16 protein-coding genes are annotated in these 17,790 nt (G+C 72.0%); 3 read left to right on the forward strand and 13 right to left on the reverse strand.

The window, feature by feature from the left end:
- Nucleotides 1-96 precede the first annotated feature (96 nt).
- From ACFV0T_RS33810 to fdxA, 3 genes are all read right to left on the reverse strand, one after another.
- Nucleotides 97-1,314: an alkaline phosphatase gene (locus ACFV0T_RS33810; RefSeq protein WP_385787826.1), complete on the reverse strand. Its 1,218-nt coding sequence runs from the start codon at nucleotides 1,312-1,314 to the stop codon at nucleotides 97-99.
- A gap of 420 nt (nucleotides 1,315-1,734) precedes the next feature.
- Nucleotides 1,735-2,832: a bifunctional succinyldiaminopimelate transaminase/glutamate-prephenate aminotransferase gene (locus ACFV0T_RS33815; RefSeq protein WP_385787829.1), complete on the reverse strand. Its 1,098-nt coding sequence runs from the start codon at nucleotides 2,830-2,832 to the stop codon at nucleotides 1,735-1,737.
- A 133-nt stretch (nucleotides 2,833-2,965) separates the two neighbouring features.
- On the reverse strand, nucleotides 2,966-3,286 hold the full coding sequence (gene fdxA / locus ACFV0T_RS33820; protein WP_086766880.1) for a ferredoxin: 321 nt from the start codon (nucleotides 3,284-3,286) through the stop codon (nucleotides 2,966-2,968).
- A 141-nt stretch (nucleotides 3,287-3,427) separates the two neighbouring features.
- Between fdxA and ACFV0T_RS33825 the strand changes: the two genes are divergently transcribed.
- Together ACFV0T_RS33825 and ACFV0T_RS33830 are read left to right on the forward strand one after the other, a co-directional pair.
- Nucleotides 3,428-4,546, forward strand: coding sequence for a GNAT family N-acetyltransferase (locus tag ACFV0T_RS33825; RefSeq protein WP_385787832.1), 1,119 nt, complete (start codon nucleotides 3,428-3,430; stop codon nucleotides 4,544-4,546).
- A gap of 17 nt (nucleotides 4,547-4,563) precedes the next feature.
- Nucleotides 4,564-5,415 carry a tetratricopeptide repeat protein gene (locus ACFV0T_RS33830; RefSeq protein WP_385787755.1) on the forward strand — a complete coding sequence of 284 codons (852 nt, stop codon included), beginning with the start codon at nucleotides 4,564-4,566 and terminating at the stop codon, nucleotides 5,413-5,415.
- A gap of 107 nt (nucleotides 5,416-5,522) precedes the next feature.
- On the opposite strand, the gene ACFV0T_RS33835 is transcribed toward ACFV0T_RS33830, so the two are convergent.
- The 8 genes from ACFV0T_RS33835 to ACFV0T_RS33870 all read right to left on the reverse strand — a co-directional run bounded on the left by ACFV0T_RS33835 (nucleotide 5,523) and on the right by ACFV0T_RS33870 (nucleotide 13,301).
- The gene (locus tag ACFV0T_RS33835) at nucleotides 5,523-6,137 is read right to left on the reverse strand and encodes a response regulator transcription factor (RefSeq protein ID WP_385787758.1); all 615 of its coding nucleotides are present in this window, start codon (nucleotides 6,135-6,137) and stop codon (nucleotides 5,523-5,525) included.
- Nucleotides 6,134-7,291 (reverse strand): sensor histidine kinase, encoded by a 1,158-nt coding sequence (locus ACFV0T_RS33840; protein ID WP_385787835.1) that lies wholly within the window; start codon nucleotides 7,289-7,291, stop codon nucleotides 6,134-6,136. Before ACFV0T_RS33840 ends, ACFV0T_RS33835 begins: the two co-directional genes overlap by 4 nt.
- Before the next feature lie 44 nt (nucleotides 7,292-7,335).
- On the reverse strand, nucleotides 7,336-8,076 hold the full coding sequence (locus tag ACFV0T_RS33845; RefSeq protein ID WP_385787760.1) for an ABC transporter permease: 741 nt from the start codon (nucleotides 8,074-8,076) through the stop codon (nucleotides 7,336-7,338).
- Entirely contained in the window at nucleotides 8,073-9,002 is a 930-nt protein-coding gene (locus ACFV0T_RS33850) for an ABC transporter ATP-binding protein (protein WP_385787763.1), read from the reverse strand. Before ACFV0T_RS33850 ends, ACFV0T_RS33845 begins: the two co-directional genes overlap by 4 nt.
- 201 nt (nucleotides 9,003-9,203) lie before the next feature.
- Complete coding sequence (locus ACFV0T_RS33855) at nucleotides 9,204-11,594, reverse strand: hypothetical protein (protein ID WP_385787766.1); 2,391 nt, start codon at nucleotides 11,592-11,594, stop codon at nucleotides 9,204-9,206.
- A 154-nt stretch (nucleotides 11,595-11,748) separates the two neighbouring features.
- Entirely contained in the window at nucleotides 11,749-12,159 is a 411-nt protein-coding gene (locus ACFV0T_RS33860) for a DUF6113 family protein (RefSeq protein WP_385787768.1), read from the reverse strand.
- A complete protein-coding gene (mshB, locus tag ACFV0T_RS33865; protein WP_385787771.1) occupies nucleotides 12,156-13,019 on the reverse strand; it encodes an N-acetyl-1-D-myo-inositol-2-amino-2-deoxy-alpha-D-glucopyranoside deacetylase in 864 nt (287 codons plus the stop codon). Before mshB ends, ACFV0T_RS33860 begins: the two co-directional genes overlap by 4 nt.
- A gap of 87 nt (nucleotides 13,020-13,106) precedes the next feature.
- Nucleotides 13,107-13,301: a hypothetical protein gene (locus tag ACFV0T_RS33870; protein ID WP_385787774.1), complete on the reverse strand. Its 195-nt coding sequence runs from the start codon at nucleotides 13,299-13,301 to the stop codon at nucleotides 13,107-13,109.
- A gap of 174 nt (nucleotides 13,302-13,475) precedes the next feature.
- Between ACFV0T_RS33870 and ACFV0T_RS33875 the strand changes: the two genes are divergently transcribed.
- Nucleotides 13,476-15,596, forward strand: coding sequence for a prolyl oligopeptidase family serine peptidase (locus ACFV0T_RS33875; RefSeq protein WP_385787777.1), 2,121 nt, complete (start codon nucleotides 13,476-13,478; stop codon nucleotides 15,594-15,596).
- Nucleotides 15,597-15,752: 156 nt separating this feature from the next.
- Here the strand turns inward: ACFV0T_RS33875 and ACFV0T_RS33880 are convergent, their stop codons facing one another.
- Both ACFV0T_RS33880 and ACFV0T_RS33885 read right to left on the reverse strand, forming a co-directional pair.
- On the reverse strand, nucleotides 15,753-16,814 hold the full coding sequence (locus ACFV0T_RS33880; RefSeq protein ID WP_385787780.1) for an ABC transporter ATP-binding protein: 1,062 nt from the start codon (nucleotides 16,812-16,814) through the stop codon (nucleotides 15,753-15,755).
- Entirely contained in the window at nucleotides 16,807-17,790 is a 984-nt protein-coding gene (locus tag ACFV0T_RS33885) for an ABC transporter ATP-binding protein (RefSeq protein ID WP_385787783.1), read from the reverse strand. The genes ACFV0T_RS33880 and ACFV0T_RS33885 overlap by 8 nt, the downstream gene beginning before the upstream one ends.

Raw genomic sequence — 17,790 nt, forward strand, 5'->3', positions numbered from 1 at the left:
CGATCGTGCCCCGGGGCTCCGTGATGTCGACGCGTCGCTCAGCGGCGCGTCAGGACCTGGCTCGTCACGATCGGCGCGCCGCGGCCTGGGTCGTGACTAGCGGCGCGTCAGAGCCTGGCGCAGCACGTCGTACACGTAGGTGTTGGCGTGCTTGCCGGTGAAGCGGTCGGACAGCGGGCCGGCCGCGGTCACGGGCACGTCCACACCGGTGTGGCCGGACGTGGTCCAGTCGATGTAGAAGCTCTTCTCGCTGCCACGGATGCTGAACGGACCGTCCTCGGCGGAGATGCCGGTGCCGGACTCGTCGGCGGCGTCCGTGTCCTCGACGGCCAGGCCGCCGGTCTCGTGGTCACCGGTGACGACCAGCAGCGTGTCGGAGTGGGTGGCGACGTACGCACGGGCCACGGCCACGGCCTTCTCCAGCTCCTGCATGGACTGCAGGGTGCGGGTGGCGTTGTTGGAGTGCGCGAACTCGTCGGTGCCCTCCTCCTCGACCATGAGGAAGAAGCCCTTCTTGTTCTTGTCCAGCGTGCTCAGGGCCTTGCTCGTCATCGTGGAGAGACCGACGACCGGGCTGTACACGTCGCCCTGGCCCTCGGGGCGCTGCTGGAACATCTCCTCGTTGGCGAAGAGACCGAGGAGCTTGCCGCCCTTGGCGCGGTCGAGCTGGTCCGCGCTGGAGACGTACGAGTAACCGGCCTTCTTGGCCTTGCTGATGAGGTCGCCCTTGGTGCCCTTGCTCGCCTCGGACGGGTCCTCGGCGGGCTGGTCCTTGAACGCGCCGGCGTTGCCGGTGGGCAGCCACCAGTCCTCGCCACCGCCCAGGATGACGTCGGGCTTGCTGACCTCGATGTACTGGCGGGCGATCTCGTCCTGCGCCGAGCGGTTGGCGGTGTTCGCGAAGAACGCCGCCGGCGAGGCGTCGGTGACCTGAGCGGTGGTGACCAGGCCGGTGGCCTTGCCGGCCGCCTTGGCCTGCTGGCCGAGGGTGGCCAGCGGGTTGCCGTCCACGTCGACGCTGATCGCGCCGTTGTAGGTCTTCTCGCCCGTGGCCCACGCGGTCGCCGCGGCGGCCGAGTCGGTGACGACGGCCTTCGGGTCGTCCGGCTCGGTGGTCAGCTGGCCCGAGGTGGGGAGCTTGTCCATCGCGAGCTGGCCGCCCAGGCCGGAGAAGTGCAGACGGGCGGCCTGGCGCATGGCCGCGCCCATGCCGTCACCGTTGATGAAGATGACGTTCTTGGCGGTCGGGGCCTTGCCCTTGGCGGCGGCCTGCGGAGCCGCGGCCGACGCGCCGAGCGTCGGGTTGACCACCATCGTCACAACCGCGGCGGCGATGGCGGCGGCTGCGGGAGCGGCGAACCGCCGAGCCCTACGAACTTCCAGGGACACAACGTCCTCCGTTGTTGTTCTTGCCCACTATTTGACCGTGAACATAAGCTCCTTTGGGGGGAGGATGACCAAGAACAGATGACCAGTACGCGACGAAATCTCCAGTGGCAGGTAAAGGCGCAGGCCCCGGACTTGTCCGGACAGGTCACGGCATGCCGCCGCACAGGCGAGGTCATGACCGCTGTTCAGCCAAAATATTGCCCGCGCCCTTCCACCGCCTGGTGTGCACGGCGTCGCGGTGGGACGCGGCCCTGAGGCGTGTCGTCGCGGTGGGACGCGGCCCTGAGGCGTGATGCGAAAGTCCCGTCCGGCCTCCGGGCGGAAGACGCTACTTCGGAAACACGCCTAGCCGGCCAGTCGTGCCACTGCCGCGCGCACCCGCTCGTCCGTCGCCGTGAGGGCCACGCGGACGAACTTCTCGCCCGCCGTGCCGTAGAAGTCGCCCGGGGCGACCAGGATGCCGCGCTCCGCCAGGTGGGACACCGTGGCCCAGCAGGACTCGTCCCTGGTGGCCCAGAGGTAGAGGCTGGCCTCGCTGTGCTCGATGCGGAAGCCGTGCTCCAGGAGCGCCTCGCGCAGCACCGCGCGGCGGGCCGCGTAGCGCTCGCGCTGCTCGCGGACGTGGATGTCGTCGCCGAGGGCCGCCACCACCGCCGCCTGCGTCGGCGCGGAGGTCATCATGCCGCCGTGCTTGCGGATCTCCAGGAGCGGGCCGAGGACCGCCGGGTCGCCCGCCAGGAAGGCCGCGCGGTAGCCGGCGAGGTTGGAGCGCTTGGAGAGGGAGTGGACCGCGACGATGCCCTCGTACGAGCCGCCGTTCACGTCCGGGTGCAGGACCGAGACCGGGTCGGCCTCCCAGCCCAGTTCGACGTAGCACTCGTCGGAGAAGACCAGGACACCGTGCTCACGGGCCCAGGCGAGGATCCGCGTCAGTTCCGCCTTGTCCAGTACCCGGCCGGTCGGGTTGGACGGCGAGTTGAGCCAGAGCAGCTTCAGGCCCGTCGGGTCCAGCTCGCGCGGGTCGTCGTAGACCTCGTACCCGGCGCGTGCCAGGCGGGCGCCGACCTCGTAGGTCGGGTAGGCCAGGCGCGGGTAGGCCACCTTGTCGCCGGGGCCGAGGCCCAGCTGGGTGGGGAGCCAGGCGACCAGTTCCTTGGAGCCGACGATCGGCAGGACGTGCCGGTGGGTGAGCTCGCGGGCGCCCAGCCGGCGCTCCAGCCAGCCCGTGATCGCGTCACGCAGCTCCGGGGTGCCCCAGACCGTCGGATAGCCCGGGGAGTCCGCAGCGGCGATCAGGGCCTTCTGGATCAGCTCGGGGACCGGGTCGACCGGGGTGCCGACGGACAGGTCGACGATGCCGTCCGGGTGCGCGGCGGCCGTCTTCTTGTACGGCTCCAGCTTGTCCCAGGGGAAGGTGGGCAGACGGTCGGAGACTGCGGACACGAGGATCTTGCTCACTTTCTCGAAGGCTTGAGCCGTTCGTGGCGGAAACGCGTCGGTCCCGCACGGCGCGATCCGAGGGGATCAGGCCGTACGGGACCGAGGCGGCGCGTCGGAACGGGCCGCTGGTGCGGGGTCAGCCGGCCTGCGGGGGCAGCGCGGCGACAAAGGGGTGGTCGCGCTCGATCAGCCCCAGCTTGCTGGCGCCGCCGGGAGAGCCGAGCTCGTCGAAGAACTCGACGTTCGCCTTGTAGTAGTCCTTCCACTCCTCCGGAGTGTCGTCCTCGTAGAAGATCGCCTCGACCGGGCAGACCGGCTCACAGGCACCACAGTCGACGCATTCGTCCGGGTGGATGTACAAGGACCGCTGGCCCTCGTAGATGCAGTCGACCGGGCACTCCTCGATGCACGCCTTGTCCTTCACGTCGACACAAGGCTGCGCGATGACGTAGGTCACGCTGTCGTTCCTCCTCGATAGGGCGCTGGCGGGCCTCCCACAGGCTCCGCCGCCTGGCGCGCGGGAGCGCGGCGTCGTCGATGCCCGCCCCTAGTATCTCCGTTCTTGGGCATGATCCGAACAGGAGGGGTGAACGGACCAGTGGAATTCTCGGCCGTCGGACGCCTCGAGGTCCGTATCACCGCTGCTGACGTGGGCAAACGCGTCTCCGTTCGGCGGTTGGGCGACCCCGGGGACACCGGAGCGAAATTCACCGACACGGTCGGTGTTCTCACATCATGGGACAACGCTGTGCTGGTGATCACACGGAAGGACGGCGAAAGCGTCCGGATCATGGAATCCTCCCTGGTCGCGGGCAAGGTCGTGCCCGCCGCGCCGGCCCGCCGACGGGGTCCGGCCGCGTCCTACGAGGAGCTCGCCCAGATCTCCGGGCGGGCCTGGCGGCCGGTGGAGAGCACACGTCTGGGCGAGTGGGAACTGCGGGCCGCCGCCGGGTTCACCCGACGGGCAAACTCGGTGCTGCCGCTCGGCGAGCCGGGCCTCCCGCTCGACGAGGCGCTCACCGAGGTACGACGCTGGTACGGAGAGCGCGGCCTGCCCGCGTACGTCCAGACCGCGACCGGAGCCGCGGGCACCCAGGAAGCGCTCAGCGCGGAGCTGGAGCGGCGCGGGTGGGTGCGCGAGGTGAGCGCCGAACTGTGGATCGGGGCGCTCGCGCCGGTCGCGGACCTGGGTGAGCCGTCCGGGGTCGTGCTCTCCCGGTCGGCCGGTGCGGCGTGGCTGGCGCGCTATCAGCGCAAGGGAGTGAGCGACGTGGCCCTGAAGGTGCTGGGCAGTGGGCCGTCGGTGTGGTTCGCGACGGTGCCGGGTGAGCGTGCGGGTGACCCGCCCGCCGCGATCGGGCGGTGTGTCGTCGACGGGCGGTGGGCCGGGTTCGCCGCCGTCGAGGTCGACGCGGCGCTGCGGCGGCGCGGGCTGGCCACCGCCGTGATGGCCGCGCTCGCCCGACAGGCCCTCGACGAGGGCGCCTCCGCCGCCTGGCTCCAGGTGGAGACGGACAACACGGGCGCGCGCACCCTGTACGCCCGGCTGGGCTTCGCCCCCCATCACGCGTACCACCACTACCGCGAACCGGCCGGGCACGGGGAACCGACCGCGCACGGGGCACCGGCCGAGCACCGCGACCCGGCCGAATACCGGGACCCGACCAGGTACCGCGACCCGGCCGGCCCCGGCGCCGGCCGGTACGAATCGCCGTGAGGGGGAACGAGCCTGCCATGCGCGCGCCCTTCCCCCCACCCCCCGAGCGCTCCGCCGAACTGCGGCAGCGGTTCGCCGAGGAGGCCCGCAGCGAGCGGCCCGACCTGTCGGCACTGTGTCTTCTGGTGGGCGCGGCGGCCGACGGGGGCCTGGACGAGACCGGCATGGACGCGGCAGAGATGGAGCTGGACCGGCTGGCGGGTCAGCTGCCGTTCCGCCCGGGCGGCCCGGCGGCCTGGGCCCGGGCGCTGCGTTCGGTGCTCGGGGAGCGCTGCGGGTTCCACGGGACCCCCGCCGACTACCAGTGGCTGGAGTCGTCGCTGCTGCACGAGGTGCTGCGCCGGCGGCGCGGGCTGCCCATCCTGCTCTCCGTGGTGTGGATGGAGGTCGCGAGGCGGGCGGGCGCGCCGGTGTACGGGGTCGCGCTGCCGGGTCACTTCGTGGTCGGGTTCGGACCCCGGGAGGAGCAGGTGCTGGCCGATCCGTTCGACGGGGGGCGGGTGCTCAGCGGGTCCGACGCCGAGGTGCTCGTCGCCGGGGCCACCGGGACGCGGATGACTCCGTCGATGCTGGCACCGGCGGATCCGCTGGAGGTGGTGCTGAGGATCCTCAACAACGTCCGGGCGTGGGCCTCGGCCCGGCCCGAGCGGTCGGACGTGGCGTTGTGGGCGGTGGAGTTGTCGCTGCTGTTGCCCTCGCATCCGGCCCGACTGCGCTACGAGCGGGCGCAGATCCTGGTGCAGCGGGGGGACTTCGTGGGCGGGGCCGCCGAGTTGGAGGCGTACGCGGAGGTGGTGGACGCGGTGGACTCACCCGCGGCGGAGCGGGTGCGGGGGCAGGCGCTGGCGGCTCGCGCCAGGCTGAACTGACCTGTCCGCGCGACACCGTGGAGCGGCCGTGGGCGCGGAGGTGCGGGTGCGGGGGTCCGGTCACGCGGTTCCCCGCGCCGCCGGCGGCTGCCCCGCATCGCCCGGCGTCACAGCCAGCCCTTCTCCCGCGCGATCCGGACGGCTTCCGCTCTGTTGCGGGCCGCCAGTTTCTGGATCGCTGTCGAGAGGTAGTTGCGGACCGTGCCCTGGGAGAGATGAAGGGCACGCGCCAGTTCCGCGTTGGTGGCGCCGTCGGCCGCGGCGCGCAGGATCTCGCGTTCGCGGTCGGTCAGGGGGTTGGCGCCCTCGGCCAGCGCGGCGGCCGCGAGGGTGGGGTCGATGACCCGCTCGCCGGCCAGCACCTTGCGTACGGCTTCGGCGAGTTGGGCGGCCGGAGCGTCCTTGACGAGGAACGCGTCGGCGCCGGACTCCATGGCGCTGCGGAGGTAGCCGGGGCGGCCGAAGGTGGTCAGGACGACCAACTTCACCCGGGGCAGCTCCCGGTGCAGCAGGGCGGCGGCCTCGATGCCTGTCGCGCCCGGCATCTCGATGTCGAGGAGAGCCACGTCCACGTCGTGGGCACGGGCGGCCGCCAGGACCTCGTCCCCGCGGGCCACCTGGGCGACGACCTCGATGTCGTCCTCGAGGCCGAGCAGAGCGGCCAGCGCCTCGCGGACCATCGACTGGTCCTCGGCCAGGAGGACCTTGATCGTGTGGCTCATGCCCCGGATCCTATGTCCCGCGAGGAGTCGGCCGGAACGCGGGCGACCAGTCGGAAACCGTGCTTGAGACGGCCCGTCTCCAGGGTGCCGCCCGCCTTCTCCAGGCGCTCGGCCAGACCCGCCAGACCGTTGCCGGGGCCCGTGCCCGGGCCCGGGCCCCCGGATCCGTTGTCCTCGACGGAGAGTTCGAGGAAGGGGCCGTCGAGGGTCTGGCGGCGGCGCAGCTCCACCGTGCAGCGCTGTGCGCCGCTGTGCCGTACGACGTTGGTGACCGCCTCGCGCAGGGCCCAGGCGAGGGCGGATTCGCTCTCCTCCGGGATGCCGGTGAGGTCGGGTTCGACGGGCAGCTCGGCCGCGACGGCCGCCGCCGTCAGAGCGACCTGGGTACCGGCGAGTTCGTCGGCGAGGCGCGCTCGGCGGTAGCCGGTGACGGCCTCGCGTACGTCGACCAGGGCCTGGCGGCTGACCTGTTCGATGTCGGCGACCTGCCGGGCGGCCTTGTCGGGGTGCTCGGGGAGCATCCGGCCGGCCAGCTCGCTCTTCAGCGTGATCAGCGAGAGCGAGTGGCCCAGCAGGTCGTGCAGGTCGCGGGCGAGGCGCAGGCGCTCCTCGTTGGCGGCGAGCTGGGCGACGGTGGCCCGGGCCTTGCGCAACTCGATGGTCGTACGGATGAGTTGGCCGATCCCGGTCATCGCGAACCCGATGAGCAGCACCAGCAGGACCAGGTCGAGCGCGTCCTGTTCGCCGACGCGCAGCCCGACGAGCAGCATCGCGACGGCGGCCAGCGGGATCGTGCGGTACGCCATACGCAGTGGCAGGGCCGCCCCGCAGGCGACGGAGACGTACACGAAGAGGCCGAGCCACTGCTTGCCGAGGGCGAGGCACAGAACGACGGCGAGGACCCCGAGTCCGAGGATCAGGACGCCGACCGTACGGCCCGAGTACGCCCTGCCGCCCATGTTGCGGAAGACCAGCGACAGGTAGGCCGCGACGAAGACGACCAGGCCCAGCCAGCCGGCGACCGTGCCGCCGACGCTGTGGCCGCCGGAGAACAGGTCCTGGACCGGCGAGCTGAGGAAGACCAGCCAGACGACGATCCACAGCGTCTTGATGAGGACTTCGCGCGCGTTGCGTGGCGGCAGGCCCATGCGCATCGGTCGTTCGGTACGGACCTCGGCGTCTTCGTCGCGGTTGCTGTTCACGCCTTCAGCGTGTCCTTCCGGTACAGCCAGGCCGCTCCGCCCGAGAACAGGACGAAGAACACGGCGAGGATGGCGACGTCCTGGGTGTGCGGGGCCTGGCTCTGTTCGATCGCCTGTCCCAGGGCAGCGTACGCGTGGGTGGGCAGCCACTCGGCGATGTCCTGCAACCACTGCGGGAAGGTCGTGGACGGCATCCACAGTCCGCCGAGGATCGACAGGCCGAAGTAGGTGATCATCGTGATCGGGCGGACCGCGTCCCCGCTGGCGAGATAGCCGATGGCGACCCCGAGCGCGGCGAAGACGAGACTGCCGGCCCAGATGGCGCCGGTGAGGGCGAGCCACTGCCAGGCGTCCAGGCGTACGCCCTTCACGGCCGCGGCGACGGCGAACACGACGACGATCGACGGCAGGCTCACCACGGCCGCGCCGGCCGTCTTGGCGAGGACGTAGCCGCGGCCCGGCAGGGTGGTCAGCCGCAGCTGCCGCACCCAGCCGCTCTCGCGCTCCTTGGCGATGCGCTCGCTGTTGCCCATCAGGACGGCGGTCAGGGCTCCGAAGGAGGCCATCGACACCATCATGTAGGTCGGCAGGGTCAGCCCGGTGCCGTCGATCCTGGTGGTGTCGTCGGCCTGGCCCGCGATGAGCAGGAACAGCACCGACGGGTAGATCACCGAGAAGAACAGGAACTTGCGGTTGCGCAGGGCGCGGGCGAGTTCCAGCTTGATGAGGGCGTTCACGACTGCTTGGCCTCCTCGGCGGCGGTGATGGCGACGAAGGCCTGCTCGAGCCCGAGTCCGGCGACTTCGAGGTTGCGGGGGTAGACGCCGAGGCCGTACAGGGCGTGGACGGTCGCGTCGGCGTCGGTGGACTGGATGCGGATCGTCTGGCCCGAGATGTCCACCGAGGTGAGGAAGGGCAGCGCTCGCAGCGGTGCTTCGTCGATCGTGTCGTCGAGGAGGTCGAAGGAGATCCTGCGCGCTCCCGCCTTCGCCTTGATCTCGGCGGCGGTGCCGTCCGCGAGGAGCCGGCCCCGGTGCAGGACGAGCACACGGTCGGCGATGGCGTCGGCCTCTTCGAGGTAGTGCGTGGCGAACAGCACCGTGCGGCCCTGTTCGGCCTGCTCGCGCATGGTGGCCCAGAAGGCCTGGCGGGCGGAGACGTCCATGCCGGTGGTCGGCTCGTCCAGGACGATCAGGTCGCTGTCGCCCGCGGTGGCGAGGGCGAACCGGACCCGCTGGGCCTGGCCGCCGGAGAGCTTGTCGACCTTGCGGTCGGCGATCTGCGCGATGCCCGCGCGGGCCAGCACGTCGCTCGCCTTGTACGACTTCGGGTGCAGGTCGCAGGCGAGCTTGACCAGTTCCCCGACGGTCACCTCGTCCATCAGTCCGCCGCTCTGGAGCATCGCGCCCACCTGTCCGGCGATGATCGCCTCGCGCGGGCTGGCGCCGAACACCCGGACGGTGCCGCTGTCGGCCTGCTTGAGTCCGAGCAGCAGGTCCAGGGTGGTGGACTTGCCGGCTCCGTTCGGCCCGAGCAGGGCCACGGTCTCCCCCGGGTGCAGCCGGAGCGTCAGGCCGTCCACGGCCCGTACGTCCCCGTACCTCTTGCTCACCTGATCGAACCCGACCACCTCGGTGGCGGTGGCCGTCGCTGTCGTCGTCATGCCCACCATCCTGGCGGCGGGGGCCGGGTGCCCGGCAGTGTCGGGGGTCCCGACTGCCGGATGACAGATGTCATGTCTACGGGGTGACACACCGGCGTCCGGAGGCACACGCGGCCTCCGTGGCCGGGCACGGCGAAGGGGCACCCGGGTGCTGCTGCCGGGTGCCCCTTCGGGTGCCGTGACGGCCCGCCACGGCGACGGCTAGGACGGGTTCGTCTCGATGATGCCGACGCGGTTGGTGGTGCTGGTCAGCGCCGGGCGCAGGGCGCTGATCACGTCCTGGACCGTGACGGCCGTCTTCTGGCCGGTGCCGCGGGTGATGAGCACGCCGTCGAAGGTGTGGCCGTAGAGCTCCTTGAGCGCGGCCTCGTTGTAGCTCTCGACGAGCTTGCCGTCGACGGCCTTCACCTCCAGGAACTTCCACAGGGAGTTCTCCGGGCTGAAGGGGATCGAGTGCGCGGCGTCCGTGCGGACGGTGACCTTGGCGGACATCGCCGGCTCGGCGAACTTCTTCATCATCCGGTCGACCTCGGCGTCCGGGACCGTCGGCTGCCTGGTGGTCGTCGGCACCTTCACGGTGGCGGGCGCGCCGGTCTCCACCTGGGTCCGGTAGGCCTGTGCGACGGCGGTGTTGGACTGGGCGATGTCGATGCCCTTGCCCGCCTTGCCGTACACGGCGACGGCCTTGCCGGACTGGAACTTGATCGTGCCGTCGCTCGCCGAGCCGGAGCCGCCCGCGGCGCTCTCCAGAGCGGCCTGGAGCTTCTCCTCGTCGACGGGCATGACCGGCTCGATCTCGCGCTGCCCGCCGAAGAGCGAGCCGATCACGGAGACCGGGTTGTAGTCGCTCTGCGCGGCCGCGGCGACGGTGGCCTGCTCGTCGAGCTGGAGCCCGGCCTGGTCCGGCTTGAGCGTGACGGTGTCGCCGTCGACCGACAGCTTCAGTGGCTGGCCGACCCGCTCGCCGAAGGCGTCGTCGAGCTTCTTGACGGCCTCGTCGCGCGTTCCGCCGCCGATGTCGACGCCGAGCACGGTGGTGCCCTTGGGCACGTCGGAGTGGTTCATCAGCAGGCCCGCGCCGTAGGCGCCGGCCGCGGCGACGACCACGAGGCTGCCGAGCAGGACCAGCTTGCTGCGGCCCTTCTTCTTCTTGCGGGGCGCGGCCGCGGGCACGTTCTGCGCGACCGGCTCGGGCAGCTTCGGGGGCGTGTGCGGCAGCGGCCCGTCGGGGCGCGCCCCGGATCCGAACGGCGCGCCGGCCGCACCCGGGGCGCCCGGGGCGCCGGGAGCGCCCGGGGCCACGATGGGGATGCCGCTGGTGACGGTCTGCCCGGAGACGTTGTCCATGCGGCCGCCGTAGCCGCCGGGGCCGGGCTCGGGGGCCGGCTTCTGCGGGGTGAGGATCGCGGTGTCGTCGCTCAGCCCGCCGGGCCCGCCGCCCGCGGCCGCGGGGCCGCGGCCGGGAGGCGTGCCGGGGCCACCAGGACCGCCGGGGCCGCGCCCACGCGGTCCGCCGGGTCCACCGGGCATGCCGGGTCCGCCGAACGACTCGGGGCCGCTGAAGGACTCCCCGCCGCTGAACGCCTGGGGGCCGCCGGGAGCACCCGGAGCGCCGGGCGCACCCGGGCCGCCAGGAGCGCCGGAGGCGCCGGGTACGCGGCGCACGCCGAGGCCGCCCTGTGCGCCGCCCACGGGAGGCACCAGCGGGCCGTCGCCGGTGACCGGGCCGCCGGTCGGGCCGGAGGGGCCCTGGGCGCCGCCCTGGCCGCCGGGGACGTTCGGCGGGCCGCCGTAGCCGCTCTGGCCGCCCTGGCCGATCTGACCGCCCTGTCCGCCCTGGCCGTTCTCGGCGAAGTACGGCAGGTCGTCGCGGCGGGAATCGCCGGGGCCGGGGCGTGAGCCGTTGCCCAGCGGACCGGCCGCCAGGGCCTCGGTCACGTCGAAGGAACCGGTGCCGCCGCCGTGTCCGGGCGCGACGGGGCCGCCGGTGGCGCCCGACAGTCCGGCACCGTTCGTGCCGCCGGGACGCGAGCCGCCGGGGGAACTCATGGAGCCGACCACACCGCCGGGACGGCCGGTGTTCGGCCGGGCAGGCGCGGGGGCGCCGGCGGGAGCACCCGGACCGGCACCGGGACCGGCGGCAGCGCCGCCCGCGGCGGAACCGCCTGGCAGGGCCGCGCCGTTGGTGGAACCGCCGCCCTTGCCCGATCCGCCCTTGCGGGGGGCGAACCAGTCGCTCGTCTTCTCCTCGGCCGTGGCCGCGGGGTCGGCGGGCGGTTCGACGGTGCCGGTGGGCACGGCGGCGGGAGCCGGTGCGTCGGCGCCGGTGTCCTCGCCCGTAGCGCTGTCGCTGTCCGCGACGGGCGTACGGACGACGACCGGCGGAATCGGCCGCGACCCGGGGATGTTGATCCGGATCCGGGTCGTCAGCGTGGTCTCGGTCTTGCGCTCCTCCGGCTGGGCGGCCGAACGGCCCGCACCCGTACCGCCGTCGGAAACCATGGGGGTCCCGTACGGCGGCGTGCCCGAGGGGTAAGCGGCTCCGCCGCGCCCGTCGGGCCCGGAGGACGGAGTGTCAGTTTCACGACTCAAGGCAGGTTCTCCCGGTTGGCTCCGCCGCCCGCACAGGCCTCACGGGCGGCTCGGCGGCGCGCACCACCATACTGGCCACTTCTGGCGTGTATCCCACGACCGCCGGGGAAACCCACACGGCACATCCACGGGCGCCACACGGCGAAGTGGTACGTCACTTCCCAAGTCGGACGGTGTCTGCCCCCGATTGCCGCCCCCATCCGAGGGTGGCGCAGATCACAGCAAGGGCCATGCCGCCGAGCAGGAAGAGATAGGAACCGCCGCCCGCGCCGAACAGGAAGTCCCCTTCGGGGCGGCTGGCGGTGAGGAAGACGACGGTGACCATCCAGCCCGCGGCGGGCGCGACGGCCCCGCCCCGGCTGCCCGCCGCGCGCGCTCCGCCGAGGAAGAGCCCGGCGGCACCGGCGAGCGCGAGCAGGAGCCCGCCCGGGAACCACGCCGCCTGCACCAGCGCGCCGGCCATGGCGACCAGCACACCGAGCAGGAGGAGCCCCAGATAGGCGAGGGCCCGTCCGGCGGAGGGGCGCCGCAACGGCTGGGCGAGCATCGACCCGCGTTCGGTCATGACGCCTCCTCGGTCCCGGCGAACAGATCGGCCCCGTGCCCGTCCGCGCGCTCCCCGCTCACCAGTTCGTAGTACTCGGTGGTGAAGAGGGGCTGGGCGAGCTCGTTGGAGAGCGCGAAGTACGCGCCGTCGGACGACACCTCGATCTGAGTGGCGTGCGCGCGCATCGCGGCGGCCTTGGCGGCGGCGTACGCGGTACCGTCGATCTCGGCGGTGATCCGTTCGCCGGCCACGACACCCGGCACGTCGTCGACGGCGGCGGCCTTGGCGTGGGGCAGGCCCGGCAGTTCGGCGCGGAGCCGGTCGAAGGCCTCCTCGGCGACCGCGCGCGGTACCCGGTTCCAGTAGACCCTGGGGATCGGCCGGCCGGCGTCGGCGGCCAGTTCGGCGGCGCGCGTGGCGACGCGGTGGGCCTGGATGTGGTCGGGGTGGCCGTAGCCGCCGTTGTCGTCGTAGGTGACGAGGACCTGCGGGTTCACCTCGAGGATCACGTCGAGGAGGTGGGCGGCGGCCTCGTCTACGTCCGCCTGCCAGAAGCAGGACGGGTCGTCGTTCTCGGGCAGGCCCATCATCCCGGAGTCCCGGTAGCGGCCGGGACCGCCGAGCTGACGGAAGTCCTCGACGCCGAGTTCGCGCATCGCGGCCGCCAGCTCACCCAGCCGGTACTCGCCCAGGGCGGCGCCGGTCAGGTGCCCGAGCTCGGGCGGGATGACCTCGCCGAGTTCGCCGAGGGTGCAGGTGACCAGGGTCACCCGCGCGCCCTCGGCCACGTACCTGGCCATGGTCGCGCCGTTGTTGATCGACTCGTCGTCCGGGTGCGCGTGCACCAGCAGCAGACTCCGGGCGGGTGGTTCCGTCATGGGACCCACCCTACGAGGCACGCTCGCCCCGGCGGCGCGCCAGGCTCCCCGTCGGGACGGCCCGGACGCCACGGCCCCGTGCCCGGGTCAGAACTTGATGCTGCCGATCATGCTCGCGACGCTCGTGGTCAGATCGCTGATCGTGGGCGCCACGGTCGACGAGGCGAGATAGAACCCGAGGAGCATGCACACGACCGCGTGCCCGCCCTTCAGACCCGACTTCTTGATCAGCAGGAAGACGACGATCGCCAGCAGCACTACCGCCGAAATCGAGAGTGCCACGGCGGCTCACCTCCAAGGACCCGGGGACGTGGGGGCACAGCAGGGGAACTTGTAAATCCATACAGCGGCCAGCAGGTTCATACCCACACAGCGCTAGTGATCATAACTATCCGTGCGCGCGCATCCCTCGGCGCACTGCCGCACAAGGGGGCGCATGGCCAATATGGTCAGGGCATGACGACCGAGCCTGACTCCTTCCCCCGTCGGCACGCCCGCACCCAGCGATTCACGCTCGGCGCGCCGCGTTCCTTCACCGTGGCTCCCGACGGTTCGCGGGTCGTGTTCCTGCGCTCCGGGTCCGGCACGGACCGGGCCAACTCCCTTTGGTTTCTTGACGTTGCGGGCGGCACGGAGCGCGTGGCGGCCGACCCGCGCGCCCTCCTCGGCGGGGCCGCGGAGAACCTCTCGCCCGAGGAGCGGGCGCGCCGCGAACGCAGCCGCGAGGGCGGTGCGGGCATCGTCGGCTACGCCACCGACGCGGCGGTGGAACTGGCCTCCTTCGCCTTGTCCGGGCGGCTGTTCACGGCCGGGCTGCTGTCCGGCACGGCACGCGAACTGCCCGTACCCGGACCGGTGATCGACCCGCGCCCCTCCCCCGACGGACAGCACATCGCCTACGTCCACCAGGGCACCCTGCGGCTGGTGGGCGCCGACGGCGAGGGCGACCGCGCGCTCGCCGAGCCCGAGTCGGCCGCCGTTTCCTATGGATCGGCCGAGTTCGTCGCGGCCGAGGAGATGGCACGCTCGCGGGGCTTCTGGTGGGCGCCGGAGTCGGACCGGCTGTTGGTGGCACGGGTGGACGACACGCCGGTACAGCAGTGGTGGATCTCCGATCCCGCCCATCCGGAACGTGACCCACAACACGTCCGGTATCCGGCGGCCGGCACGCCCAACGCCGAGGTGCGGCTGTTCGTGATCGGGCTCGACGGGGCGCGGACGGAGGTGTCCTGGGACCGGGCGCGCTACCCGTATCTGGCGCGAGTGCACTGGTCAGCGGCGGGTGCGCCACTGCTCCTCGTCCAGGCCCGGGACCAGCGCAGCCAGCTGTTCCTGGCCGTGGACCCGGAGACCGGGACGAGCCGGATGGTGCACGCCGATGAAGATCGAAGTTGGCTTGATCTTTTCCCTGGAGTGCCGTGCTGGAGTCCGTCCGGGCAGCTGGTACGGATCGCGGACGAGGGCGGCGCACGGGTGCTCGCGGTCGGCGAACGCCCCCTGACCGGAACGCAGTTGCACCTGCGCGCGGTACTGGACGTCACCGACGAGGACGTGTTGGTCTCGGCCTCGGCCGGCGAGGGCGCGGCGGCTCCGGAGACCGGCGAGGTGCACGTCTACCGCGTCAACGAACTCGGCCTGGAACGCGTGTCCCAGGTGCCCGGCGTGCACACGGCGGTGCGCGCGGGGGGCGTGACCGTACTCGTCTCCGCCACGCCGGACCGGCCGGGGTCGAAGGTGCAGGTGCTGCGTGGCGGAAAGCTGACGGCGACTGTCCGGTCGTACGCCGAAGATCCTGGTATGTCCACGCGCGTGACGTTGGTCGAGGGGGGCGCACGGCGAATTCCATGCGCCGTGCTTATGCCTTCGGACTACCACGGTGACACTCCCCTGCCGGTCCTCATGGACCCCTACGGCGGTCCGCACGGCCAGCGCGTGGTCGCCGCGCACAACGCGCACCTGACCTCGCAGTGGTTCGCCGACCAGGGGTTCGCGGTCGTCGTCGCCGACGGGCGGGGCACCCCGGGCCGCTCGCCGGGCTGGGAGAAGGCCGTCAAGGACGAACTGGCGGCGGTGGTCCTCCAGGACCAGGTCGACGCGCTCCAGGCCCTCGCCGAGGACTTCCCGCTGGACCTGAGCCGGGTCGCCATCCGCGGCTGGTCCTTCGGCGGCTACCTGGCCGCCCTGGGGGTGCTGCGGCGCCCTGACGTCTTCCACGCCGCCGTGGTCGGCGCCCCGGTCACCGACCTGCGCCTGTACGACACGCACTACCAGGAGCGCTACCTCGGGCATCCCGCCGCGCAGCCGGAGGTGTACCGCCGCAACTCGCTGGTGGACGACACCGGACTGGTGGACCCGGCCGAACCGGCCCGCCCGATGATGATCATCCATGGTCTCGCGGACGACAACGTGGTGGTCGCCCACTCGCTGCGGCTGTCCTCGGCGCTGCTGGCGGCCGGCCGGCCGCACGAGGTGCTGCCCCTGTCCGGGGTGACCCACATGACCCCGCAGGAGGCGGTCGCCGAGAACCTGCTCCGGCTTCAGCTGGACTTCCTGCGGCGGGCCCTCGAACTGGACTGAGGCACGGAAAGCGGCAACGGGCCGGGAGACATGGCGCTCCCGGCCCGTTCACGGCACCCGCACGGCCGTACGCTGTTCAGACTGACGCGTCCGTATATCGGAATCGCGTCGGCCAAGTTGCCTGCTTGTTAACGCAGTTGATGCTGTTTTAGGCGGCTATGCCGTCCCGTCGGCAGGGTCGTCCGGTGTCTCCTCGGGCGGCACCACCTGCTTCTCCTCGGCGAAGTGGCAGGCCGAGTCGTGGGCCGCCGGGCTGGACGTCATGCGGAACTCGGCGGGGACGGCCAGGGCGGGCACCTCCAGGGCGCAGCGCTCCTGGGCCTTCCAGCAGCGGGTACGGAAGCGGCAGCCGGAGGGGATGTTCGTCGGGGACGGCACGTCGCCCGCCAGGATGATCCGCTCACGGTGTTCGCGAGCGTCCGGGTCGGGGACCGGGACCGCCGAGAGCAGGGCCTGGGTGTACGGGTGGGTGGGATGGTCGTAGATCTCGGCGTCCTTGCCGATCTCCACGATCCGCCCGAGGTACATCACCGCGACCCGGTCCGAGATGTGCCGGACGATCGACAGGTCGTGCGCGATGAACAGGTAGGAGAGGTCGAACTCCTTCTGGAGACCGGCCATCAGGTTGATGACCTGCGCCTGCACCGACACGTCCAGCGCGGAGACCGGCTCGTCGGCGACGATCACCTCGGGGCGCAGCGCCAGCCCTCGCGCGATGCCGATGCGCTGGCGCTGGCCGCCGGAGAACTGGTGGGGATAGCGGTTGATGTACTCGGGGTTGAGGCCGACCACGTCCAGCAGGTCCTGGACCTTCCGGCGCCGGTCGCCCTTCGGGGCCGCCTCCGGATGGATCTCGTACGGCTCCCCGATGATGTCGCCGACCGTCATCCGGGGGTTGAGGGAGGTGTACGGGTCCTGGAAGACCATCTGGATGTTGCGCCGTACGGCCTTCAGGGCCCTCCCGGACAGGCGGGTGATGTCCTCACCCTTGTACTTGATCGAGCCGGCCGTCGGCTTCTCCAGGTTGACCAGCATCCTGGCGACCGTCGACTTGCCGCAGCCGGACTCACCGACGATACCGAGGGTCTCGCCCCGGGCCAGGGCGAAGTCGACGCCGTCGACGGCCTTCACCGCGCCGACCTGCTTCTTGAAGAGGATGCCCTGGGTGAGCGGGTAGTGCTTGACGAGCCCGCTGACCTCCAGAATCGGCTCAGTCATGCAGGCACTCCCTCCAGAAGTGGCAGGCGCTCGTCCGGGCCCCGCCCGACTCGGACACCTCGTACAGCGGTGGCTCGTCCGTCCGGCACACGTCCTGGGCCATCGGGCAACGGGGGTTGAAGGCGCAGCCCGCCGGGATGTCCATGAGGTTGGGCGGCAGCCCCTTGATGGCGTAGAGCTCCCGGCCCTTCTGGTCCAGCCGCGGGATGGACTCCAGCAGTCCCCGCGTGTACGGGTGGGCGGGCGCCTTGTAGATGTCGTGCACGGGGGCCTGCTCCACGATCCGGCCCGCGTACATCACCGCGATCCGGTCGGCGACGTCCGCGACCACGCCCAGGTCATGGGTGATCAGGATGAGGCCCATGTTGTACTCGCGCTGCAACTCCGCGAGCAGGTCCATGACCTGGGCCTGGACGGTGACGTCGAGGGCGGTGGTGGGCTCGTCGGCGATGATCAGGGCCGGTTCCAGGGCCAGCGCCATCGCGATCATGATGCGCTGGCGCATACCGCCGGAGAACTGGTGCGGGTACTGCTTCACCCGCTCCCCGGCGGCCGGGATGCGGACCCGGTCCATCAGCTCGACGGCCTTGGCCCGCGCGTCCTTGCGTGACATCCCGCGGTGCACCACGAACATCTCGCCGAGCTGGTCGCCCACGGAGAGCACGGGGTTCAGGGAGGACAGCGCGTCCTGGAAGATCATCGCCATCTCGGCGCCGCGCACCTTGCGCCGCTGGTCCTCCTTCAGGGTCAGCAGGTCCCGGCCCTGGAAGAGGATCTGGCCGCCGGTGATCCGGCCGGGCGGCATGTCGAGGATGCCCATGATCGCCTGCGCGGTGACGGACTTCCCGGAGCCGGACTCGCCGAGCACGGCGAGGGTCTCGCCCGCGTCGACGCCGTAGCTGACGCCGTTGACGGCCTTGGCGATCCCGTCCCTGGTGCGGAACTCCACCTGCAGGTCGCGTACTTCGAGCAGCAT

It is taken from the genome of Streptomyces sp. NPDC059582, assembly GCF_042735715.1.
Taxonomy (GTDB): Bacteria; Actinomycetota; Actinomycetes; order Streptomycetales; family Streptomycetaceae; genus Streptomyces.